Origin of the sequence: Novosphingobium aeonii (genome assembly GCF_052279045.1) — a bacterium.
Classification (GTDB): domain Bacteria; phylum Pseudomonadota; class Alphaproteobacteria; order Sphingomonadales; family Sphingomonadaceae; genus Novosphingobium.
In genome coordinates this window covers 1,245,721-1,267,187 of record NZ_CP176833.1, presented here as the reverse complement: position 1 = coordinate 1,267,187, position 21,467 = coordinate 1,245,721, and the positions used below count along the sequence as shown (strand labels likewise).

The following is a 21,467-nucleotide window of genomic DNA, read 5'->3' as shown; positions in this document are numbered from 1 at the left end:
GAAGGGGAGGCGTTGCTATCCGTCCTGCGGACAGCGGCAGGGGGCGTTGCCGCCTTCGAGCCGGGCGCGGGCGCGGCCTCTCTTCCTGGCGCGGCCCTGCAGCCGCGAACCCAGGAACGTCGCGGTCAGCGGGCATCCCGCCAGCAGGAGGGCGCCGAGCATGAGATGCCCTTCATCGATAGACCACTGCGATCCGAAAGTGCCTGCCGCAAGGTAGCCCGGCGCGAACATCAGCGGCACCCACAAGGTGGCCGAAGCGATGTTGGCGATCTGGAACGGGCGGCCGGGCATGGCCAGAACGCCGGCCACAAGGGGAACCGTCGCGCGGATCGGGCCGAGAAAACGGCCCATGAAGACGGCGGCGAAACCGAACTTGCGGAAGAACAGCCGGGTGCGGGCCACGGCGGGGCGATGCCGGTTGAGCGGCCAGCGCCGATAGATGCGGGGGCCTATCCTGTTGCCCAGGCCGTAGGAAACCCAGTCCCCCAGGATCGATCCGGCCACGGCCCAGATGAAGATCGGCCATGCGTCCAGCGCGTCGGCGCCGATCAGGCCGCCGATCGCCAGCATGACGGCGGTTGCCGGGACGAACAGACCCACGATCGCAAGGGATTCGCCGAAGCACAGAATGCCCACGACAGGGCCTGCCCACATGCCGTGGGCGGAGACGAACTGGCTGGCCTGATCGATCAGGCCTTCCATGTGCCGTGCCGGATCGCGCGTGAGCCTGGGAGCGGCCGGCCAATGCCGAAAACGGGCATTGCGGGGGAGGTCATGCCGCGAAGGGGATCGCGGCATCGCCGCGTCCGTCCCACGGCTCCAAACTGCGGCCCAGCACGTCCATGTAGCATTCGAGCACCTGATACGATGCGCCGTCCCAGTCGTAAGTGGCGCTGGCATTGCGGGCATGGGCGCCCATGGCAGCCCGGGCTCTTGCGTTGCGGGTCAATTCGCGCAGCCCGTGCAATGCCGCCTCCATGTCGCCCTGGGGGAAGAGGATGCCCGAGCCGCCCTGAAGCAGGTTGCGCCCGCTGGGCACGTCGATGCAGACGGTGGGCACGCCCGATGCCATGGCTTCCAGCGTCACGTTGCCGAAGGCTTCGGTCGTGCTGGGATTGAGGAAGATATCGGCGCTGGCCACTGCCCGTCCGAGTTCCGGTCCCATGAGGTGGCCGGCGAACCGGGCTTGCGGCAGCTTCTGCTCCATCCACGATCGCTCCGGGCCGCCGCCGACCACGAGCGGCCGGATCGGCAGGCCTTCGCCTATCAGCCGCTCGCACAGTGCGACATATTCGGCGAGCCCCTTCTCGCGAACGAGACGGCCGAAGTGGAGAATGGCGACCTCGCCGTCCGCGATCCCGAGCTTGCGCCGCCAGGCCATGTCGCGGGCGTGAGGGGTGAACTGGCTGCGATCGACGCCCCGCCCCCAGATGCGCGTCCGTTCGCCGAGACCGGCCTCGCCGAACTCGGCGGCGATGGCCGGCGTGGGGACGAGGATGCGGTCGCTGCGGCGATAGAAGCGGGAAAGGTGGCGTTCCATCGCGGGCCGCAGCAGCTTCGCGCCGTAGAAAGCGGCATACTTTTCGAAGCGTGTGTGCAGGCTGGATACCACCGGAATGCCCGCGTCACGGGCGAAATTCTGGGCGGCGGTCCCGGTCCAGTCCGGCGCCGACACATGTATGATGTCCGGTGCGAAGGCGGAAAGGTGCGCGCGGATGCGCCGTGGCAGGCCCAGGCCAAGGCGATAGTCTTCGCGCCCCGGTATCCGGATCGACGGCACCGGGACAAGCGTTCCTTCGGGCGCGAAGGCGGGCGTCGGTGAAGTGGGCGAATAGACCATGACCGAGCAACCACGCCGTTCGAGATAGCCGACGAGACGATTGAGCGCCTGGTTCGCGCCATCGCGAACGTAGTTGTAGTTGCCCGAGAAAAGAGCGACGCGGGGCCGCTGGCGGGACTGGCCGGATCGATGTGATCGCGGCGCTGGATCGATATGCGGCATCACTTCCTGATATTTTTCGATGTTTCGGCTGCCGTTGCCGAGGTTTGTTCGGGCCCTGCGCGACCTTTGCTTACGGCAACCTTACAAGGGCGGACTATTTGCCTCAGAGTTCCCGGATGACGCGCAAGCCCGCCTGGGGCCTCCACCCCAGTTCGCGCTGGTGCGCCGCGCCTATCCCCGCCTGCATCGAAAGGCGAGGCGCGATGTCCTGATGAAGCTGCGGCATGATGAGCAATTGGCGCCCGGCGCCGCTCTGGAGGTTGAATTCGATACCCAGGGTCGTGGCGGGCGATGCGTCGTAGAACGTGGAATGGTTGAGCAGCGCCCTGCTTCGGCCACCTTTGGCAAAAGTGACGTCGCCCGCGCCGGCCATGGCCATCATGCTCCAGCGTGCGTTGAAGCGGTAGCCGACGAGATAGAGCAGGCTGCTCTCCCAGCGGCCGCTTTCCCGATTGTAGAGACCCAGATACTGGACGCCGTGCACGCCCTTTCCGCCATCGAGCGCGCCGAATGTGCCCTGCAGGCCGAGCTTGTAATCTGTGATATGGCCATCCTCGAATGGCAGTTCCAGTTCGACCGCCAGCCCGTCGGCCACCGCAAGTTCGATTTCCGGCGCCCATTCGACCGCGCGGTCGGGGCCGGACAGGCGGGTCTGGGCCAGGGTGTTGACTTCAAGCTCGCCCGCGCGTGCACCGAGCGGGCGGACCATGTCGAACACCATCGGCTCCGCTATCTCGGGATAGTTCTGAGCCATTGCCGGTGCCGTCTGCAGAAAGGAAATCGCCGCGAGAACAATAAGGGCCGGGCGCATCGATCGGACACTCCTGTTGCGCCATGGCCTCGTCGCCGCGATATGGACGACATGACAGATAACCATGGCAATGTCCGGCTGCCCGCAGCATGGTCCAACTTACCGCGACCTTACTGGAGCCGTTCATGCGACTGCTGATCGTCGAGGATAATCCTGATCTGGCCGAACTGATCGGCACCCGCCTGCGCGAGGCGGGCTTCGTCAACGACATCGTTTCCACCGCGGAAGACGCGCGGCTGCTCGTCGAGGCGGGCCATCACGCGGCCCTGCTGCTCGATCTCGGGTTGCCGGACCAGGACGGGATCGCCTTGCTGAGGAGCCTGCGCGCGGCGGGGCATTTCCTGCCGGTGCTGGTCCTGACAGCGCGCTCTTCGATAGCGGATCGGGTTGCCGGACTGAATGCGGGCGCTGACGACTATCTTCCGAAGCCCTTCGCGGCGGAGGAACTGGTCGCTCGCGTGGCGGCGCTGCTGCGGCGCGCCACGGGGGAGAACGGCGTGGAAATCGCGTGCGGCCGCTTGCGCTACGATGTCTCGTCCCAGACCGTGAGCGTCGATGAACACGCCATCGTCCTGGCCCCGCGCGAGATCCAGTTGCTGGATCTCCTGATGCGGCACCGCGACAAGGTGGTGCGCAAGACCCAGATCGAATCCGCGTTCTTCGGGCTCGGCGATGAATTTTCCTCGAACGCCGCGGAAGTCAGCGTGCACCGTTTGCGCAAGCGGCTTCAATCGCTGGACGCCGGCGCCGAAATCGTCACGGTGCGGGGCCTCGGCTATCTGTTGCGGGCTTCGCCGGAGCACTGATGCATACTCACTCGATCCTGCGGCGCATCCTGCTCCTCCATGCCGCGGCCACGCTGGTGACCGCAGGATTGGTCGCCTTCGGCGCGATGATGCTGTTCAACAGCACCAGCGATCGGCTGCAACGCCAGATCCTCGACGAATATGCCGACAAGATGCAGACCGGGCTCCATCGCAGCGAAAGGGGCTGGAGCATTTCCGACGAAGCGGCATCGGCGCTTCGGGGCGGCGGCAGCAGTTTCAGCTTCTGGATCATCGATCACGGCCATCAGGTCGCCATCGAGAACTTGCGGTCCAATCCTTCGCTGATCGTGCCGACGCGCGCCGGAGCGGCCTATTTCAAGCGGGTGCGCGGTTCCAAGATCTATTCGGGGATGAGCGTTCCGCTTGCGGGCGAACCTGGAACCTGGCTCGTCATCGTCCAGAATCTCGATCATCCTGATGTCATCTTCGATGATCTGCGAACCCAGGTCCTCCTGGCCGGGGCCGGTCTTCTCGCGCTGTTCCTGGTCGGGCTGCTGGCGCTGGAGGCCTATATCGTGCGGCAGTCGCTGCTGCCCGTCAAACGGGCCTCGCGCGAGGTTGAGCGGGTCTCTCCCTACCAATTGCAGCAACGCGTGGATGTCGATGGTATGCCGACCGAGGTGCTGCCGCTGCTGCGCGCCTTCAATGCGGCGCTTGACCGGGTGGAAGACGCCTATCGCATAGAGCGGAACTTCGCGGCGGATGCCGCGCACGAATTGCGCACGCCGCTCGCCATACTCCGGCTTCTGGTGGAACAGGAGATCACCTCGGGAGGACTGCCGAGGATGCTCCGCCAGATCGACGTGGTGGAGGAAATCGTCGAGCGTCTGCTGCTCGTTGCCGAAGTGGATGCCATGGCGTGCGATCCGGCCGATGCGGTCGATCTGCGTGCGGTGGCGGAAGACCGGGTCGCGGCGATTGCACCTCTCCTGATCGCGAAGAATCAGGAGATAGAGATCCTTGGCGAAGGTTCGGTGTGGGCTTTCGCCTCGCAGCACCTGGCGGGGCGGGCGCTAGATTCCCTGCTGGAAAACGCGATGAAGCATACGCCGCCCGGTACGCATGTTGCCGTGACCGTGGGCCCGGCACCGGAAATTCTCGTGGCGGATACCGGTTCGGGCCTGCCTGCGGACGATCGCCGCCTGTTCGATCGCTTCGCTTCGGCCCGGCGAGACCTGACCCGTAGTTCCGGGCTCGGTCTGGCGATTGCCGATGAACTGATGGCCAAGGTCGGCGGCGAACTGGATGTCTGGGCGAATAGCCCTAACGGCGCGGTTTTTCGGCTTCGCTTCTGTCCGGCCGGGCAGAACGCCGAGGAAATCTAGCCCCTCATGCGGCGTGTTGACCACCCGTATCGGCGATCCGAGCCTGTTGGGGCGACCGTGGCCGATAGGACACGATCTCAGGCGAGATATAATATTTAGTATACGGTATTTGACATCCCCGGAAATGTGACGCAAAAATGGCGTCATTCAAAAGGGAGTCAAACCCATGAGGGGTCGTCAAACGAAATTTTATTGCGCTGCCGCGCTGGCCGCGATCGTCGCCGGCACCGCGCACGCACAGGAAGCACCGGCCGGCGAAGGCGCCGCCGCCGACATCGTCGTGACCGGCACGCGCATCAAGCGGCCGGACCTCGAAAGCAACAGCCCGCAGACCGTCGTCGGTTCCGACGAGTTCCGTTACCAGGGCGCCACGACCGTCGAGCAGGTGCTGAACCGCCTGCCGCAGTTCACCGCAGACGCTAACGAGAACGTTTCGAACGGCTCCGACGGTACGTCGAAGATCAACTTGCGCAACCTCGGTTCGCAGCGCGTGCTCGTCCTGATCGACGGCCAGCGCATGCTGCCGCAGCAGGCCGTCAATCTCAACTTCGTGCCGAGCAGCCTGGTCGACCGGGTCGACGTGCTGTCGGGCGGCGCCTCGGCGGTCTACGGTTCGGACGCACTTTCCGGCGTCGTCAACTTCGTGCTCAAGAAAGACCTCGACGGCGTGCGCATCGACGCGCAGGCCGGCTTCGCGCAGCACACCAACAACAACGGCGCGGTTCGCGACATCGTTAGCGGTCGTGGCTACGATCTCGCGCCGAAGTCGGTGATCGACGGCGGCAAGCAGGACATCACGATCTCGGCCGGCAAGAACTTTGCCGACGGTCGGGGCAACATCACCGTCTACGGCGGCTATCGCAGCTTCAGCCCGGTCCGCCAGTCCAGCCGCGACATTTCGTCCTGCGCGCTCGAACAGATCGATCAGGCGGGCACCGGGCTCTATTGCGGCGGCTCCAGCAATACGCCTTATGGCACGATCACGCCGCAGGCCCAGGGCAATCCCTATCTCAACAAGGCGCAGGTCAACAATCCGGACGGTTCGCAGACCTTCCTGCCTTACGGCGACGGCAGCGCCTACGCCTACAACTACGCGCCGGACAACTACTTCCAGCGCTCTGACGAACGCATCACGGCGGGCGGCTTCGCGCACTTCGAAGTGAGCAAGGCGGTCGAGGTCTACGGCAGCTTCATGTACATGCGGGACCATACGTTCTCGCAGGTCGCGCCTTCGGGCATCTGGGCCGGTCGCACGTTCGACATTTCCTGCAACAACCCGCTGGCGAGCGACAGCCAGCTCCAGGTGATCTGCGGCAGCGCCGCCGGAACCAACACGACGGCCCCGGCATTCGTGGCCTATCGCATGACCACCTCACCCCGCCGGGACGACCTGACGTACAACGATTATCGTTACAGCGCGGGTGTTCGCGGCGATATCGGCGGCGGCTTCAGCTACGATGTCAGCTACCTCTATTCGCTGGTGAAGTATCGTGAGAGCTATCTCAACGATGTTGACCAGAACAAGGCGGCAGACGCGCTGAACGTCGTGAACGTCAACGGCGTTCCCACCTGCCGGTCGGTCATCACCGGCACCAACCCGAACTGCGTCCCGATCAACGTGTTCCAGGCCTATGGCGTCACTGCCGATCAGGCCGAGACGCTGTTCTCGACCAGCAACACGTCTTCGCGCAATTCGCAGCGTGTATTCTCCGCCACGCTGAGCGGCGATCTTGGCGAGCAGGGTATCACCGTGCCCTGGGCCAATCGCGGCGTCGGTATCGCTCTGGGCGCCGAACAGCGCCGCGAGACGCTGAACTTCTACGCCGACGAAATGGCGCAGCAGGGCGGTGCGACCAATTCCGACGGCATCATCAACGTGAAGGAAGCCTACGGCGAAATCGAAGTCCCGCTGATCGAGGACAAGCCGTTCTTCCGCTCGCTGACGATCAATGGCGGCATCCGCTACTCGGCCTATGACAACAAGCAGAATTCGACGGGCTTCAAGTCCAGCTTCAACGTCGTCACCTACAAGGGCGAACTGAGCTGGCAGCCGGTTGACGACGTTCGCCTGCGCGGCAGCTACAACCGCGCGATCCGCGCACCGAACATCACTGAACTGTTCGCTTCGCAGTCCGTCGGGAATGTCAGCGGTACAGATCCTTGCGCCGGTGATACGCCTTCGGCTACGCTGGAAGCCTGCCAACTCAGCGGCGTAACGCCTTCGCAATACGGCTTCATCGCCGAATGCCCGGCCGACCAGTGCTCGTCTCTGGGCGGCGGCAACCGCGACCTCAAGCCGGAAACGGCGGACACCTGGACGGCCGGCTTCGTGCTGACGCCCAAGGCGCTGCGCAATTTCTCGCTCTCGGTCGACTATTACACGATCAAGGTGAAGGACTACATCGGCCAGATCGCACCTTCGCTGATCATCAGCCAGTGCATCCAGACCGGCGATCCCTACTACTGCAGCCTCTTCCGCCGTAACCCGACCTCGGGCGTGATCTTCGGACAGAACAGCGGTTACATCGTCTCGACCACGCTCAATACCGGCTCGCTCAAGACCTCCGGCATCGACGTGAACGCCGATTACACGTTCAACGTCGGCAATGCCGGACGCATGAACCTGAGCATGGTCGGCACCTACCTGATCAACCAGATCGCCGAGCCGCTTCCGGGCGCGGGCACTTACGACTGCAAGGGCATGTTCGGCTACACCTGCGGCCAGCCCAATCCGGAATGGCGCCACGTTGCGCGCATGACCTGGATGGCTCCGGGCGATTTCACGGCCTCGCTGTCCTGGCGCTATATCGGCGGCACGAAGCTGTCGAGCCTGTCGGACAATCCGTTCCTGACCGGCACGCCCAGCGTGGTGAACCGCAAGATCGATGCCTATAACTACTTCGATCTGTCGCTGACCCAGGTGATCGACAAGCAGTTCACCCTGCGTGCGGGCGTGAACAACCTGTTCGACAAGGATCCGCCGGTTCTCGCCGCAGGCCTGCTCCAGAGCTTCGGCAACGGCAATACCTATCCGGGTGTCTACGACGCGCTGGGCCGCACGATCTTCGTCGGCTTCACTGCCAACTTCTGATCCAGGAGGGACGGCGACTCCTCCTGTCCCTGGGGTCGCAGTCATCAGGAAGGCCCGTCCGGTCGAAAGACCGGGCGGGCCTTCTGGCGTGCGGGGTCAGATCGCGGCGGCAGGGTCTGAGGAGATGCCGTTGCGGACCACGAGGCGTTCCGTTGGCGGAGCGGCCACGGCGGCCGCGGCATTGGGCGCCCGGATCGCGACGAAATCGGCCCGCGCGCCGGGAAGCAGCCCATGGCCCTCGCGGCCGATAGCGGCGGCGGCTTCCGTCGTGGCCATGGCCAGCGCGATTTCCAGATGTGCGTCCGTGTGGAAGCCCGAACGGTAGCCGATCAGCATTGCCCGCTGCAGCATGTCGCCATTGCCGTACGGCCACCAGGCATCGCGGATATTGTCGTTTCCGGCAAAAACGCGCACCCCTGCCGCGCGCAGGCGCAGGATCGGCGGAAACGCCCGGTCTCCCGGCGCATTGGTCATGATCGCAACGCCGGCATCGGCAAGGGCGCGGGCGGTACTGTCGACCACGTCGTCCGGAACATCGCCCAGCGCATAGGCGTGGCTGATCACGACCCGGCCGGCCATGCCCAATGCCCGCGTCCGTTCGGCGATGCGCAGGATCTGCCGGATGCCGCCTTCACCCGCTTCGTGGAGATGGATGTCGATCCTGGCTCCGCGCCGCTCGGCGATGCCGAAGACCACGCCGAGATGCCCTTCAGAATCGCCGTCCATGCCGAGCGGGTCGATCCCGCCGATCACTTCGGCCCCCTCCCTGATCGCGGCGTCGAGCACGTCGGCGGTGCCGGGGCAGGTGAGGATGCCCGCCTGCGGAAAGGCCACCAGTTCGATATCCATGCGGCCGCGCCATTTCTCCCGCGCGGCCATCACCGCGTGGAGATGAGATAGGCCGGTGGTGGCATCCACGTCCACATGGCTGCGCATCGCCACGGTGCCGAGGCTGGCGGCCTGGCCGATCAGCACGTCGGCCCGCACCGTCACCGGCCGGACATCGGCAAGCATGGCCTTCTCCACCGCGAGCCGCTCCCGCAGGCTGGCGGCTGGGCGGTGGGGCTGCCATGTCTCACCGAAGAAGCTCTTGTCGAGGTGGATATGGCCATCGACGAAGCCCGGCACCACAAGGCGCCCTTCAAGGTCGATGGTTTCGGCGGCATGTTCGCCCGGCAGGCGAGGGCCGATCTCGATGAACCGTCCGCCCGAAACCGCAAGGTCAGCGGCGCTGCCGTCAGGCAGCAGGGCATTGGTGAAAAGGCGCTCCATCATTGCGCGGCCTGCGCGTTCCATGCTGCGACCTTGGTTTTCGTCTGCACCAGCATGCCGTCAAGAGCGGCCCGGTCATAGACTTTGCCGTCCATCACCACGGCATGGATCGCGCGCGTCGCGGCAATGTCCTTGAGCGGATCGCGATCGAGCAGGACGAGGTCGGCGGCCATTCTCGGCTTTACGGCGCCGTAGCGATCGAGCTGGCCGAACCAGGCGGGGCCGGCCCGCGTCGCCGCCGAAAGCGCCTGAGCCGGGGTCAGGCCTTCGGTCACGAACAGCCCGAGTTCATCATGCAGGCCCTGTCCGGGATAATTGAAGGAGTTGAGAAATCCGGCATCCGTTCCGGCGATGATCGTCACACCTGCCTTTTCCAGCAGCGGGAGAATGGCGGCCATGCGGTTGAAATGCCCGTGCCGCGCGGCGATACCCGCAGCATCGGCCTGCGCCGCGCGCTGGACGCGCCATTCGTAGGTCTTGCGCAGCTTCGGGCCGATGTAGGCGAGGTAGGGATCGTCCGCGTGATCGTCGCTGTCGAGCCAGGCGATCACGCGGCTTCCGTTTAGGGTGGGCGTGACGAACACGCCCTTTGCGGCGAAGTCGCGATAGGCGGCCATGGCGGTGGCGGTATCGAACCCGCTGTCCAGCATGCGGTTCGCTTCGGCACGGTCAATCCGGCCCGCGGCGAAATCCGCGGCGATGCGGGCTTCGTCCTTGACGCCGGCCTTGTATGCATAGTCGAGATGCTCGATCGAACTGATGCCCGCATCCACCGCCTGGCCGACCGTCAGCGCCATGGGTATGTGCCCCGAGGAACGCAGCCCTCGCGCCTTTGCCTGCGAGACGGCGTAAAGGAACAGCTGCGGATCGAGCGTGCTGTCCGTGATCTTGACGAAATCGACCTTGTCGCGCTGTTGCAACCGGGTAAGCGCGGCGTCGACATCGGCCTTGCTGCCGACTTCGATGGTGCCTTTCCAGATCGGAGCGATGCCTTCGATCTTGGCGCCGGAAGTCAGCAGGCGCGGACCGAACAGCTCGCCGCTCGCGATTTCACCGCGCCAGGCCAGGACCTGATCGGGCAGGTCGCCCGAACAGTCGCGTATCGTGGTGATCCCGTTGGCGACATAGAGGGGCAGGAGAGCCTTGTTCTCCTCGACCAGTTCGGGCCCTCCGCCGAAGTGGACGTGCATGTCCCAGAGCCCGGGGATGAGGAAGCGGTCTTTCCCCTCCACCACGTTCTGCGCCTGCCACTGGCGTGCGATTTCCCTGTCCTTGCCCACGGCAACGATTTCTTGCCCGCGCAGGACGACTGCCTGCTCCTTCTCCGCAGCGGCGTGCTCGACATCGATCACGGTGACGTGCCGGATGATGACGTCCCCCTGGCTGACCGCTGCTATCGCCGGGGAGGTGGTGGCCATCAGCGCAGCGAGCAGCGGGGCAAGACACTTCATCGAACAACTCCTTTGTGATGCATTGCAATCTACGAACCGAGAGCGATATTCACAAATTAGATGTTGGAATGAATATCATCCATTTCAGGAATGACGCTTGCTCGACCTACGCCTTCTTCGCAGTTTCGTCGCCATTGCCGATGCCGGGCACTTCACGCAGGCGGCCGAACGGCTGGGGATGACGCAGTCCACGATCAGCCAGCAACTTGGACGCCTGGAGGATGCGGCCGGCCATCCCCTGATCGACAGGCATTCCCGGCCGGTGCGCCTAACCGTGATGGGAGAAAGGCTGATCGGCCATGCCCGCCGCATTCTCCAGCTCGACGAGGAAGCGCAGACCCTGCTGCGAGATCCGGCAGGAACGGCCGCGATCTCGATCGGGCTGCCGGAAGATTTGGCTTCGCCTGCGATGACCGAAGCCTTCTCCAGTTTCGCGGGACACAGCAGTCGCACGCGGATCGATGTCACCACCGGTCTTAGCCGCGATCTTGCCGCGCGCTACCGTCAGGGTGAGTTCGATGTCGTCATCGTCAAGGAGGCCCGGGCATCGGCGGATTGCCGTGGCAGCTTCCCGGAGCCGCTGGGCTGGTTCCGCGCCATCGATGATGCGGGCGAAGATGCCGGCCCTTTGCCCCTCGTGGCTTTCCCGGCGGGCGGCCTCTACCGGGAGGCGATGTTCGAGCAGCTCGAGGCGGAGGGCCGCCGCTGGTATGTCGCTTTTTCAGGCAGCAGCCTGCAAAGCGTGCTTGCCGCCGTTTCCGCCGGGCTGGGAGTGTCGCTGCTGCCGCTTGCGGTAACGCGCGGCAGCCGGCTGCGGCAGGATGAAAGGTTCGGCGGCGTCGCGCCGATGGTCGTCTCGCTTTATGCGCGCGAGGATCAGGGGCCCGTGGCCGGCCTGACCGAGCGCATGATCGCGGTGCTTGCGGCGCGTTAGCCCACTTGCCTGAGGCGGTTGCGGCCTTCGTTCTTAGCCTGATAAAGCGCCCTGTCGGCTTCCGCGAGCAGGCCCTCGCGGTCCATGCCCGCGACATGGTTCGTAAGGCCGATACTCACCGTTACCCGCTGGAGATCGAGCGGCGCCCAGTCCAGCTGCTCCACACTCCGGCGGACGCGTTCGGCCACGGCGAATGCCATTTCCGTGCTTGTCGCGGGAAGGATGACGACGAATTCCTCTCCCCCGACCCGGCCGACGAAATCCGACCCGCGCAAGGTAACGGCGCACGTCTGCGCCACACGGCGAAGCACCTGATCGCCAACGGCATGGCCGAGACGGTCGTTGATCTGCTTGAAGCGATCTATGTCCAGCGAGGCGACGGCGAGCGGCGTGCCGTGCGCTGCGGCCTGATCCACTGCGGCGTCCAGTACGATCATCGCCTTTCGCCGGTTGGCGATGCCCGTGAGCGGATCGGTTTCGGCAAGCTGCATGGCCTGATCGGCCATGGCTTCGGCACGGGTACGGGCATGGGTGAGTTCCATCGCCGCAAGCACGCGATTGGTCACGTCCTGGAAGATACCGAAGATGGCGACGGGCTTGCCGTCATCCCGCAGTTCCACTTCGCTGCAACTGTAGACGTAGCGGATGGCGCCATCGGCACGGACGATGCGCGCCTCGAAATCGACCGGCTGCAGAGTGTCCAGTGAGCGCGTGAGCGCGTTATCGACGAGCACGCGGTCTTCGGGATGATAGAACTCTATCGCATTGTCGAGCGAAGGCGGACGCTCCGGAGGGAGGCCGTGAATGCGATAGACCTCACTTGACCAGAACAGCCGGCGCTCCAGCAGTTCCAGTCGCCAATGCCCCACTTTGGCGATGCTTTCGGACATTTCCAGCCAGCGCTTGCCGCGTTCCACCTCGCTGAAGCTGCGGTCCCGCGTATTGACGAGCGCGGCCAGCGGCAGGGCGGAAGCGAGCAGCGTGAACAGGTAGAACTGAAAGAACAGCACTTCAGCCGGATGGCTGGCGTGCATCAGGCTGATCGGGCCATGTTCCTGCCAGATAGCCACCGAACCGATCGCCGCGATCATCAGCGTGCTGCAGGTCGCTCCGGTCGGACCGATGAAGTATGTCGCCATGAGGACACTCAGCAGCGGCAGGAACAGCAGCGGATAAGTGGACTGCGCAAAGACCACCGCAGAAGTGACGCCGACGAGCAGGAGCACCGTGGCCGTGCGCGTGGCATCGCGAATGCTCATGCCGGATCGCGGCTGGCCGTCCCCCCGCATGAAATTCATGATGAGCGGCACCACGATCATGATGCCGAGGCTGACGGTCATCAGCCAGGAAATAAACATGTGGCCGAAACCGTCGCCGATGAGCAGACTGGCGATCGTCGCGCTGACGGTGGCCGCAATGAGGGCGGCGCAGCAGAAACGCATAACGGCGGCGATGCGGAACAGCGAGCCGTCCTGTTTCTCGATCCCGTTCATGATCTTGAATGCGATGATCGCTTCGATCACGTTGGCGAAAGTGAAGCCGGCGGCGAGCACGGAGTTTCCCTGAGGCGTGAAATTGGCCGCAAAGCTGGCCATGGCGATCGCAAGCACGATCCAGCGTCTCTCGCCCGGTGCGGCCAGCAAAAGCCCTGCAACGCCGACCCCGCTGGACGGCCACACTGTGGCGATCCCGTCCACGCCTTTGGTAAGATGCAAGGCCGCCGCGGCCATGGCAAAGTAAAGAATGCCGATCCCCGCCGCCAGCGGGATCGTCCGACCAAGTTTCCTGCTACCCACGGAAGCGAGGATAGACGCGGGTCCGGATATTTTCGACTCGATATTGACGAGGCTCGAAAAAATATCGCGTTTCCGATCGGCCCAGTCTGTGCGGCGCGGCGGTTCTGCCTGTCTGCGGCATCATATGATCAGCAGGACGATGCCGATAAGGATCGACCACAAGGCCGCCGTAGCGCCAAGGATAAACATGACATCGAGTCTGCGGGCATTGCCCGAAGTGCGGTCCACATTGGTCATGGCTGGCTGCTCCATAACTGCTGCCTGCAACAACCCCACGGATAATTAACTGCAATCTCTCGTTATTGTTCCCCGAATGCATCGATGCGGGCTCATTTGGCCCGTCAGCCCCGACCCGGTACCCGGATCGGGGCTGCGCGAAGCTTACCAGGTATAGGCGATCGTGCCCTGGACCGTGCGACGGTTGCCGTACCAGCACCAGCTATAGTCGGAGAAGCAGCTCGTCAGGTACTTCTTGTCGAAGATGTTGGTGGCGTTGAGGCCCAGCGTCAGGCCGGCGAGCCTGGGGCTGACCTTGGCCAGATTGTAGCGGATCAGGCCGTCGAACACCGTATAGGCGGGGGTGTAGATCGAGACGTTGTCATCGTCGCTGCCGGCATAGACGTGATCGACATGCCGCACCGCGCCGCCGATCGAGAAGCCTTCGAGCGAGCCGGACTTGGGAGCCCAGGCGAGGTTGGCCGAAATGCCGCCCTTGCCGACCGTGGCGAGACCCTTGCCGATCTTGTCGGCGTCCACGTCCTTGAGCGTCTTGACGCTCTGCGTGCTGAAGGCGACGCGGAAGTCGAAGTCATAGGGCAGCGAACCGCTGGCCTCCACCTCGACGCCGCGCGAACGCACTTCGCCCGACTGGAAGGCGGCGTACGTCAGCGGGTTGTAGACCACCACGTTGGTCTGGTTGATCTGGAACCAGGCGCCGGTCAGCAGGATGGCGGTGCCGGGAACCTGGTACTTGGCGCCGGCCTCGATCTGCTTGCCGAGCGAGGGCTTGGCAAGTCCGCCCGTTTCCAGCACCGCGGATTGCGGCTCGAACGAGGTCGAGTAGGTTACGTAAGGCGCAACGCCGAATTCCGTCTTGTAGAGAGCGGCAGCGCGCCAGGTGAACTTCTTGTTGTGCTGGACGGAGCCGCCCTGTTCGAGGCGCGCCCAGTCCTGGCGGCCGCTCAGCGTGACGTCGAGATCGCCGAGCGAGATGCGATCCTGCGCATAGATGCCCTGCTGGCGCTGTCGCGTCGCGGTATAGCCGACATCGCCGCCCGGCACGTCATAGGCGGTCTGCGGCGTGTCCATCGTGCCGTAGACGGGGTTGTACACGTCGATCGGAGTTGCCGAACCGAAGGCAAAGAGCTCGTTCGAATGCGCGACCTGACGGTCGACCCCCAAGAGCACGCTGTGCTTGAGCGGACCTGTTTCGAAATGGCCGGTCAGCTGGTTGTCCATCGTCCAGCTGTTGAGGTGTTCCTTGGTCGCATAGGACGCGCGGTTGTAAACCGTGCTGTCAGCCGCCACCGGGGTGCCGGATGTGTAGACGATGCCCAGGCTGCTCTTGACGTACTGGTAGCGGCCAGAGGAGCGGAATGCCCAGTCTCCACCGAAGTCATGGCGCAGGATATAGGTTCCTGCGGCCTGCTCGCGCTTGAAGAAGTCGCCCGGCTCGCCGCCGTAGAACTTGGTCGAGATCTGGCCTTCGGGGCCATCGAACAAGGTGCCCACAGCGGGGAACACGCTGTAGTTGCCATTGAACGGATCGTGCGAATAGGCGGCCAGCAGCGTGAGGCTGGTCGCGCTGTTCGCGCCGAGCGTCACCGCGCCGGAAACCGTCTGGCGGCGGCGCTTGCCGTAGCGCTGCTGGGCGTCGGCGCCGTTGACGCTACCGTAGACGCGCCAGAGCACGTCTTCGCCGGCCTTGCCGCCGACATCGCCGTCGAGGCGATAGCTGTTGTAATTGCCGTAAGTGCCGGAAACGGCGCCGTAGAAGTCACGATCGATCGGCAGCTTGCTCTGCTCGGCCACGAAACCGCCCGGGCTTGAAGAGCCGTAGAGCGCGGATGCCGGGCCCTTGACCACTTCAATGCGGTCGAGACGGGACATGTCCACCTGCGGGACCGCATAGCCGCTGGCGCTGCCGAACAGCTTGAGGCCATCGAGGTAGGTCGGCGCATCGAATCCGCGCAGCTTGAACTGGTCATAGACCTCGGCCGAAGACCCGCGTGTTTCCGGGGTTACGCCTGCCACGTAACGAAGGCTCTGGTTGAGGTTCTGGATGCCGAGTTCGGCGATCGTCGCGGCATCGATCACCGAGATCGACTGGGGCGTCTCGGCGATGGGCGTATCGCTCTTGGTCCCGGAAGAGGCGACCGTCGAAGAGCGGTCGCCCTTTACCACGATCGTATCGTCGGCATCCGCGGCATGGGCCAGCGAGGGGAGACTGGAGATCGCCATCATGCCAGTGGCCACTCCCACGAGAAGCCGGCTGCGGGCCGTCGTTCGGAACATTGGTTATGCCTTTCGAGAATACGTCGCGATCGCGCCACTAGTGATACTGCGAATTGATCGCAATATTCCTCGAAGGTTTCTTTTCGGCATCGCAATCGTTTCCCATCCCCTGTCACTTGTTGGCAACAGGAGGCGTGCGGGCACGACTCGGGGGCCGCTCCGGTGGCAGGCGAGTTTTCGTTTTGAAACAGTCGCCGCTGCCTTCAGCAGCAGCGTCCGCCGTTCTTTCCGCCGTAACGGGCTTCCTGCCGGTTTCGGAAGAACGTCGTACGGTCCATGACCGGAAGCTCGGGGTGGTACGCCTGCATATGGCGGCAATAATCCTCGTAGTCCGGCACGCCGACCATGAGTCGCGCGGTGCGGCGCAGGGTGTCGACCAGCGCTTTCATGCCGCCACGATCTCCGACGGGATCTCGCTCACTGTCGGCACTGCGCTCCGGCGCGCGGCGATGCAGGTGCGCAAGGTGAAGACCATCAGCGACATCACGACCGCGAGGAACACCGCGACCAGAGCGGCGTCCACCCGGTCGTTGAAGACGATGCGCTGCATCTGCTCCACGGTCTTCGCAGGAGCCAGCACGGTGCCGTTTTCCAGCGCTTCGGAGAATTTGGAGGCATGGGCCAGGAAACCCACGGCGGGATCGGACGAGAACAGCTTGAGCCATCCGGCCGAAAGCGTGCAGACCAGTAACCATGCCATCGGCAGCAGCGTGACCCAGGCAAACCGGTCACGTTTCATGCGGAACAGCACGGCCGTCGCCAGCATGAGCGCGATCGCCGCGAGCATCTGGTTCGAGATGCCGAAGACCGGCCAGAGCGTGTTCACGCCGCCCAGCGGGTCCGTCACCCCCTGGTAAAGGAAGAAACCCCAGGCCGCCACGCACAGGCCAGTAGCGACGAGGCCGGGAACGTGGCTTTTGCGGTTGTTGAGGCCGGGTACGGCAAGCGCCATCAGGTCCTGCAGCATGAAGCGCCCGGCGCGCGTTCCGGCGTCCACGGCGGTGAGGATGAACAGCGCCTCGAACAGGATCGCAAAGTGATACCAGAAGGCTTTCATCGCGGGGCCCCCCACGACGTGCGAGAAGATTTCGGCCATTGCCACGGCAAGCGTCGGCGCACCGCCGGCGCGGGATATGATGGTGTGTTCGCCAACCTCGCTGGCAGTCCGTGAGATGGTGTCGGGCGAGATGGGGAAGCCCATCGCGGTCACGGCATGGGCGGCGCTTGCCGCGTCCGTTCCGATCAGCGCGGCGGGGCTGTTCATGGTGAAGTAGATGCCCGGATCGAGGATCGAGGCCCCGACGAGCGCCATGATCGCCACGAAGGCTTCCATCAGCATCGCGCCGTAGCCGATCAGCGGGGCGTCCGCCTCGCTGGCGATAAGCTTGGGCGTGGTACCGCTGGCGATCAGCGCGTGGAAGCCGGATACGGCCCCGCAGGCGATGGTGATGAACAGGAAGGGAAACAGCCCGCCCGAGAAGACCGGGCCGCCACCGGCCGCGAAAGCGGTGAGGGCGGGCATCCTGAGCGGCGGCGCCATGATGACGATGCCGATTGCAAGCGCGGCGATGGCGCCGATCTTGAGGAAGGTCGAAAGATAGTCCCGCGGCGCCAGGAGCAACCATACCGGCAGCACCGATGCCACCGCGCCGTAGCTTATCAGTATCCAGCAAAGCTGTACCGGCGTGAACGTGAACAGCGGTCCCCACACCGGCGACTGGGCCACCGCCTGCCCGTAGACGATCGCAGCCAGCAGGCCCAGCAGGCCGAGGACCGAGACTTCGCCGATCCGCCCGGGGCGAATCCACCGGGTATAGGCACCCATCAGCATGGCGAGGGGTACCGTTGCCGCAACCGTGAACATGCCCCAGGGGCTTTCCGCCAGCGCCTTGACGACGATGAGCGCGAGCACGGCCAGGATGATGACCATGATCATGAAAGCGCCGAACAGGGCGATGCTCCCCGCCCACTGGCCCATTTCCATGCGGATCAGTTCGCCGAGCGAGCGTCCGTCGCGTCGCATCGATATGAACAGGACCATGAAGTCCTGAACCGCCCCTGCCAGTAGGACGCCGCCGATGATCCAGAGCGTTCCGGGAAGATAGCCCATCTGCGCCGCCAGTACCGGGCCCACCAGCGGCCCGGCGCCGGCGATGGCCGCGAAGTGATGGCCGAACAGCACGGTTCGGTCGGTTGCCACATAGTCAAGCCCGTCGGCCCGGCGGATCGCGGGCGTTGGCCGGGCAGGGTCAAGTTTCATGACGTGGCGGGCAATGAACAGGGAATAGTAGCGATAGGCGACGAGGAAGCAGCATACGGCGGCCACCACGATCCACAGCGCATTCACGGTTTCGCCGCGGGACAGCGCGACGACGGCCAGAGCAATGACGCCGGCAAGCCCGGTCAGAAGCCATGTGAGGTGCCGCGTCATGTCATTCTCTCCTGCCGTGCGTTCTGCCTGTAACGACACGTTCTTTCCCGCCGGGAACCGGCACGGCCTTCGCTGCACGATTATGTTCGCGATGTGAAGCCCGGCTTTCCTGTTCGCCTGCCCGTGGCAACACTTCGCAATGGCACTTGACAAGGAACCCGTTTTCCATTTGTTAGCGCTATCAAATAAAGTAATCGGGAGTAGGGAGGGATATGTCGAATCCCGTGATATCATGCCGCTGATGCCGTCTGACTGGGCGCAGGGAACGTTCGTGGGCCGCGCGGACTTTGGGGAGGGGCCTAGCCCGATCCTGGTGCTGCGCGGCGAACTGATCGACATGTCGGGCGTGGTGCCCACGGTTTCGGCGCTGGTCGAGGCGGGCGATTTCTCGGGCGCGGGCGGGGTACGGCTGGGCGCGTTCGATGCGGCGGCGGTGAACCTGCTCAGCCCGGTCGATCTCCAGTGCGTCAAGGCCTGCGGCGTGACTTTCGCCACTTCCGCGATCGAGCGGGTGATCGAGGAACGCGCGCGGGGTGACTGGAGCGCGGCGGCCGCCATTCGCGAGCGGCTGGAAGCGCGTATCGGCGGGCAGATCCGCTCGGTGGTGCCCGGTTCCGACAGCGCTGCCCAGCTCAAGGCCGCGCTGATCGAGGACGGGCTGTGGTCGCAGTATCTCGAAGTCGCCATCGGGCCGGACGCGGAAGTGTTCACCAAGTCGCCGGTGCTTTCCACCATGGGCGTGGGCGCCGAGATCGGCGTGCGCTCGGATTCGAGCTGGAACAACCCCGAGCCCGAGATCGCCCTGCTGGTCGGCAGCGACGGCAAGGCCGTGGGCGCGACGCTCGGCAACGACGTGAACCTGCGCGATTTCGAGGGGCGCTCGGCGCTGCTGCTGGGCAAGGCCAAGGACAACAACGCCTCCTGCGCGCTCGGCCCGCTGGTGCGTCTGTTCGACGAGAGCTTCACCATCGACCATGTGCGCGATGCCGAAGTGCGGCTCTCGATCACCGGCGAGGACGGCTTCGTGCTGAGCGGCAAGAGCAACATGGCCGAGATCAGCCGCGATCCGCTCGACCTCGTGCGCCAGACGCTGAGCGAGCACCAGTATCCTGACGGCTTCGTGCTGTTCCTGGGCACGCTGTTCGCGCCGGTGCAGGACCGCGACGAGGAAGGCCGCGGCTTCACGCACAAGGTGGGCGACGTGGTGACGATCGAGAGCGACCGGCTGGGTCAGCTCACCAACCGCGTCGTCACCTCGCGCGATGCGGCGCCGTGGAGCACCGGAATCGGGGCACTCTACGCCAACCTGCTGTCGCGCGGACTGCTCAAGGCATGAAGATCACATCCATGACGAACCATTCGGCCATCTATCCCAGCCTCAAGGGTAAGCGGGTGCTCATCACCGGCGGCGGCACGGGCATCGGCGCGGGCCTTGTCGAGGCGTTTGCCGGGCAGGGCGCCCATGTCGGCTTCCTCGACATCAATGCCCCTGCCGGAGAGGCGCTGTCCGCGGCGCTGCCGGGCACGCATTTCCGCGCCTGCGATCTGCGCGATCTCGATGCGACGGCCGCGGTCCTGGCCGAGCTGGCCGAGGCGATCGGCGGTGTCGACGTGCTGCTCAACAATGCCGCGAGCGATGACCGGCACGGCATCGACGAAGTGACGCCGGCCTACTGGGACGAGCGCATGGCGACGAACCTGCGCCACCAGTTCTTCGCGGCGCAGGCGGTGGTGCCGGGCATGAAGGCGCAGGGCGGGGGCGTGATCCTGAACTTCGGTTCGATCAGCTGGCACCTCGGCCTGCCCGATCTCGTGCTCTACCAGACCGCCAAGGCGGCGGTGGAAGGCATGACCCGGGCCATGGCGCGCGACCTTGGCGCCGACAACATCCGCGTCAACACGATCGTGCCGGGCAATGTCGACACCCCGCGCCAGAAGCAGTGGTACACCCCCGAGGGCGAGGCCGAGATCATGGCCGCACAGTGCCTCAAGGCCCGCATCCAGCCCGCCGACGTCGCCGCCCTCTGCCTCTTCCTCGCCTCAGACGACGGCGCCATGTGCACCGGGCACGACTACTTCGTCGATGCAGGTTGGAGGTGACATGACGCCTGAATCCATTCTCAACGTCGGCGCCACGCTGGGCGAAGGTCCGGTCTGGACAGGCGATCGCCTGTGGTTCGTGGACATCAAGGAGCATCGCCTCTACCGCCACGACCCGGCCAGCGGCATGCTCGACATGTGGCACGCGCCCGACCAGATCGGCTGGGCACTGCCGACCGCACGCGGCGACATGATCGTCGGGGTCAAGACCGGCCTGCACCGTTTCAGCCCGGAAACCGGCGACTTCGCGCTGCTGCACAATCCCGAGCCGACCCGTCCGGGCAACCGGCTGAACGACGCCGCCACCGACCCTTCCGGGCGCATCTGGCTGGGCTCCATGGACGACAGCGAGACCGAGGCGTCTGGCGCGCTCTACCGGCTCGACAAGGGGCACTGCGCGCATGCGGGACTGCCGGAGGTGGTCATCACCAATGGCCCGGCGATCAGCACCGACGGGCGGACGCTCTGGCATACCGATACGCTGGGCAAGACCATCTGGCGCGTTGCGGTGGACGAGGACGGCGCGCTCGGGAACCCGGAACTGTTCGTCACTATCGAGGACGGCGCCGGATGGCCGGATGGCTGCGTGATCGATGCCGAAGGCTGCCTCTGGAGCGGCCTTTTCGGCGGCTGGGCCGTCAGGCGCTATGATCCGGCGGGCAAGTTGATGGCTACGGTCAGATTCCCGGTGGCAAACGTCACCAAGATCGCCTTCGGCGGCCCCGACCTCCGCACTGCCTTCGCCACCACCGCACGCAAGGGCTTGTCCGCTTCCGAACTGGAGGCACAGCCGCTTGCCGGCAATCTGTTTATGTTCGATGCCGGGGTTTCCGGATTGCCGGTTCATCTGGCCAACAGCTAGGTTCACGACCTGGGGTCGCATCCAGACACACAGAATATCGAATGATATCGA

16 protein-coding genes are annotated in these 21,467 nt (G+C 64.8%); 7 read left to right on the top strand and 9 right to left on the bottom strand.

Going from position 1 to position 21,467, the window contains the following annotated elements:
• Positions 1-15 precede the first annotated feature (15 nt).
• The 3 genes from ACLIMP_RS20950 to ACLIMP_RS20940 all read right to left on the bottom strand — a co-directional run bounded on the left by ACLIMP_RS20950 (position 16) and on the right by ACLIMP_RS20940 (position 2,756).
• Positions 16-702: a DedA family protein gene (locus ACLIMP_RS20950; protein ID WP_443478240.1), complete on the bottom strand. Its 687-nt coding sequence runs from the start codon at positions 700-702 to the stop codon at positions 16-18.
• A 70-nt stretch (positions 703-772) separates the two neighbouring features.
• Entirely contained in the window at positions 773-2,002 is a 1,230-nt protein-coding gene (locus tag ACLIMP_RS20945) for a glycosyltransferase family 4 protein (protein WP_443478912.1), read from the bottom strand.
• A gap of 103 nt (positions 2,003-2,105) precedes the next feature.
• The gene (locus tag ACLIMP_RS20940; RefSeq protein ID WP_324699711.1) at positions 2,106-2,756 is read right to left on the bottom strand and encodes a hypothetical protein; all 651 of its coding nucleotides are present in this window, start codon (positions 2,754-2,756) and stop codon (positions 2,106-2,108) included.
• A gap of 182 nt (positions 2,757-2,938) precedes the next feature.
• Between ACLIMP_RS20940 and ACLIMP_RS20935 the strand changes: the two genes are divergently transcribed.
• The 3 genes from ACLIMP_RS20935 (at position 2,939) to ACLIMP_RS20925 (ending at position 8,056) form a co-directional block, all read left to right on the top strand.
• Entirely contained in the window at positions 2,939-3,619 is a 681-nt protein-coding gene (locus ACLIMP_RS20935) for a response regulator (protein ID WP_054436018.1), read from the top strand.
• Positions 3,619-4,965 (top strand): ATP-binding protein, encoded by a 1,347-nt coding sequence (locus tag ACLIMP_RS20930; RefSeq protein WP_443478239.1) that lies wholly within the window; start codon positions 3,619-3,621, stop codon positions 4,963-4,965. The genes ACLIMP_RS20935 and ACLIMP_RS20930 overlap by 1 nt, the downstream gene beginning before the upstream one ends.
• 166 nt (positions 4,966-5,131) lie before the next feature.
• Positions 5,132-8,056 (top strand): TonB-dependent receptor domain-containing protein, encoded by a 2,925-nt coding sequence (locus ACLIMP_RS20925; protein WP_185999829.1) that lies wholly within the window; start codon positions 5,132-5,134, stop codon positions 8,054-8,056.
• Positions 8,057-8,152: 96 nt separating this feature from the next.
• On the opposite strand, the gene ACLIMP_RS20920 is transcribed toward ACLIMP_RS20925, so the two are convergent.
• Together ACLIMP_RS20920 and ACLIMP_RS20915 are read right to left on the bottom strand one after the other, a co-directional pair.
• On the bottom strand, positions 8,153-9,331 hold the full coding sequence (locus ACLIMP_RS20920; RefSeq protein ID WP_443478238.1) for an amidohydrolase family protein: 1,179 nt from the start codon (positions 9,329-9,331) through the stop codon (positions 8,153-8,155).
• Positions 9,328-10,779: an amidohydrolase family protein gene (locus ACLIMP_RS20915; RefSeq protein ID WP_443478237.1), complete on the bottom strand. Its 1,452-nt coding sequence runs from the start codon at positions 10,777-10,779 to the stop codon at positions 9,328-9,330. Before ACLIMP_RS20915 ends, ACLIMP_RS20920 begins: the two co-directional genes overlap by 4 nt.
• A 97-nt stretch (positions 10,780-10,876) precedes the next feature.
• Here ACLIMP_RS20915 and ACLIMP_RS20910 point away from each other — a divergent pair, with 97 nt between their 5' ends.
• Positions 10,877-11,713 (top strand): LysR family transcriptional regulator, encoded by an 837-nt coding sequence (locus tag ACLIMP_RS20910; RefSeq protein ID WP_443478236.1) that lies wholly within the window; start codon positions 10,877-10,879, stop codon positions 11,711-11,713.
• Here ACLIMP_RS20910 and ACLIMP_RS20905 read toward each other — a convergent pair.
• From ACLIMP_RS20905 to ACLIMP_RS20890, 4 genes are all read right to left on the bottom strand, one after another.
• Complete coding sequence (locus ACLIMP_RS20905; protein WP_132469238.1) at positions 11,710-13,509, bottom strand: sensor domain-containing diguanylate cyclase; 1,800 nt, start codon at positions 13,507-13,509, stop codon at positions 11,710-11,712. The two genes, ACLIMP_RS20910 and ACLIMP_RS20905, sit on opposite strands and share 4 nt — an antisense overlap.
• 381 nt (positions 13,510-13,890) lie before the next feature.
• Complete coding sequence (locus ACLIMP_RS20900; protein ID WP_443478235.1) at positions 13,891-16,023, bottom strand: TonB-dependent siderophore receptor; 2,133 nt, start codon at positions 16,021-16,023, stop codon at positions 13,891-13,893.
• Between the two features lie 203 nt (positions 16,024-16,226).
• Positions 16,227-16,412 (bottom strand): YbdD/YjiX family protein, encoded by a 186-nt coding sequence (locus tag ACLIMP_RS20895; protein ID WP_443478234.1) that lies wholly within the window; start codon positions 16,410-16,412, stop codon positions 16,227-16,229.
• Positions 16,409-18,454 (bottom strand): carbon starvation CstA family protein, encoded by a 2,046-nt coding sequence (locus ACLIMP_RS20890; protein ID WP_443478233.1) that lies wholly within the window; start codon positions 18,452-18,454, stop codon positions 16,409-16,411. The genes ACLIMP_RS20895 and ACLIMP_RS20890 overlap by 4 nt, the downstream gene beginning before the upstream one ends.
• Positions 18,455-18,686: 232 nt before the next feature.
• On the opposite strand from ACLIMP_RS20890, the gene ACLIMP_RS20885 reads away from it, so the two are divergent.
• The 3 genes from ACLIMP_RS20885 to ACLIMP_RS20875 are packed head-to-tail and all read left to right on the top strand — an operon-like array spanning position 18,687 to position 21,416.
• Positions 18,687-19,790 carry a fumarylacetoacetate hydrolase family protein gene (locus ACLIMP_RS20885; RefSeq protein ID WP_185999178.1) on the top strand — a complete coding sequence of 368 codons (1,104 nt, stop codon included), beginning with the start codon at positions 18,687-18,689 and terminating at the stop codon, positions 19,788-19,790.
• Positions 19,791-19,801: 11 nt separating this feature from the next.
• Positions 19,802-20,554: a D-xylose 1-dehydrogenase gene (gene xylB / locus ACLIMP_RS20880; RefSeq protein ID WP_132469579.1), complete on the top strand. Its 753-nt coding sequence runs from the start codon at positions 19,802-19,804 to the stop codon at positions 20,552-20,554.
• Position 20,555: 1 nt separating this feature from the next.
• Positions 20,556-21,416 (top strand): SMP-30/gluconolactonase/LRE family protein, encoded by an 861-nt coding sequence (locus ACLIMP_RS20875; protein ID WP_443478232.1) that lies wholly within the window; start codon positions 20,556-20,558, stop codon positions 21,414-21,416.
• The last annotated feature ends 51 nt before the right edge of the window (positions 21,417-21,467 follow it).

Excerpts from the sequence above, each read along its gene's own strand:
- ACLIMP_RS20875 (WP_443478232.1), top strand. The coding sequence starts at position 20,556 with ATGACGCCTGAATCCATTCTCAACGTCGGCGCCACGCTGGGCGAAGGT.
- ACLIMP_RS20900 (WP_443478235.1), bottom strand. The coding sequence starts at position 16,023 with ATGTTCCGAACGACGGCCCGCAGCCGGCTTCTCGTGGGAGTGGCCACT.
- ACLIMP_RS20930 (WP_443478239.1), top strand. The coding sequence starts at position 3,619 with ATGCATACTCACTCGATCCTGCGGCGCATCCTGCTCCTCCATGCCGCG.
- ACLIMP_RS20890 (WP_443478233.1), bottom strand. The coding sequence starts at position 18,454 with ATGACGCGGCACCTCACATGGCTTCTGACCGGGCTTGCCGGCGTCATT.
- xylB (WP_132469579.1), top strand. The coding sequence starts at position 19,802 with ATGACGAACCATTCGGCCATCTATCCCAGCCTCAAGGGTAAGCGGGTG.
- ACLIMP_RS20945 (WP_443478912.1), bottom strand. The coding sequence starts at position 2,002 with ATGCCGCATATCGATCCAGCGCCGCGATCACATCGATCCGGCCAGTCC.
- ACLIMP_RS20885 (WP_185999178.1), top strand. The coding sequence starts at position 18,687 with ATGCCGCTGATGCCGTCTGACTGGGCGCAGGGAACGTTCGTGGGCCGC.
- ACLIMP_RS20895 (WP_443478234.1), bottom strand. The coding sequence starts at position 16,412 with ATGAAAGCGCTGGTCGACACCCTGCGCCGCACCGCGCGACTCATGGTC.
- ACLIMP_RS20915 (WP_443478237.1), bottom strand. The coding sequence starts at position 10,779 with ATGAAGTGTCTTGCCCCGCTGCTCGCTGCGCTGATGGCCACCACCTCC.
- ACLIMP_RS20925 (WP_185999829.1), top strand. The coding sequence starts at position 5,132 with ATGAGGGGTCGTCAAACGAAATTTTATTGCGCTGCCGCGCTGGCCGCG.
- ACLIMP_RS20940 (WP_324699711.1), bottom strand. The coding sequence starts at position 2,756 with ATGGCTCAGAACTATCCCGAGATAGCGGAGCCGATGGTGTTCGACATG.
- ACLIMP_RS20935 (WP_054436018.1), top strand. The coding sequence starts at position 2,939 with ATGCGACTGCTGATCGTCGAGGATAATCCTGATCTGGCCGAACTGATC.
- ACLIMP_RS20950 (WP_443478240.1), bottom strand. The coding sequence starts at position 702 with ATGGAAGGCCTGATCGATCAGGCCAGCCAGTTCGTCTCCGCCCACGGC.
- ACLIMP_RS20920 (WP_443478238.1), bottom strand. The coding sequence starts at position 9,331 with ATGATGGAGCGCCTTTTCACCAATGCCCTGCTGCCTGACGGCAGCGCC.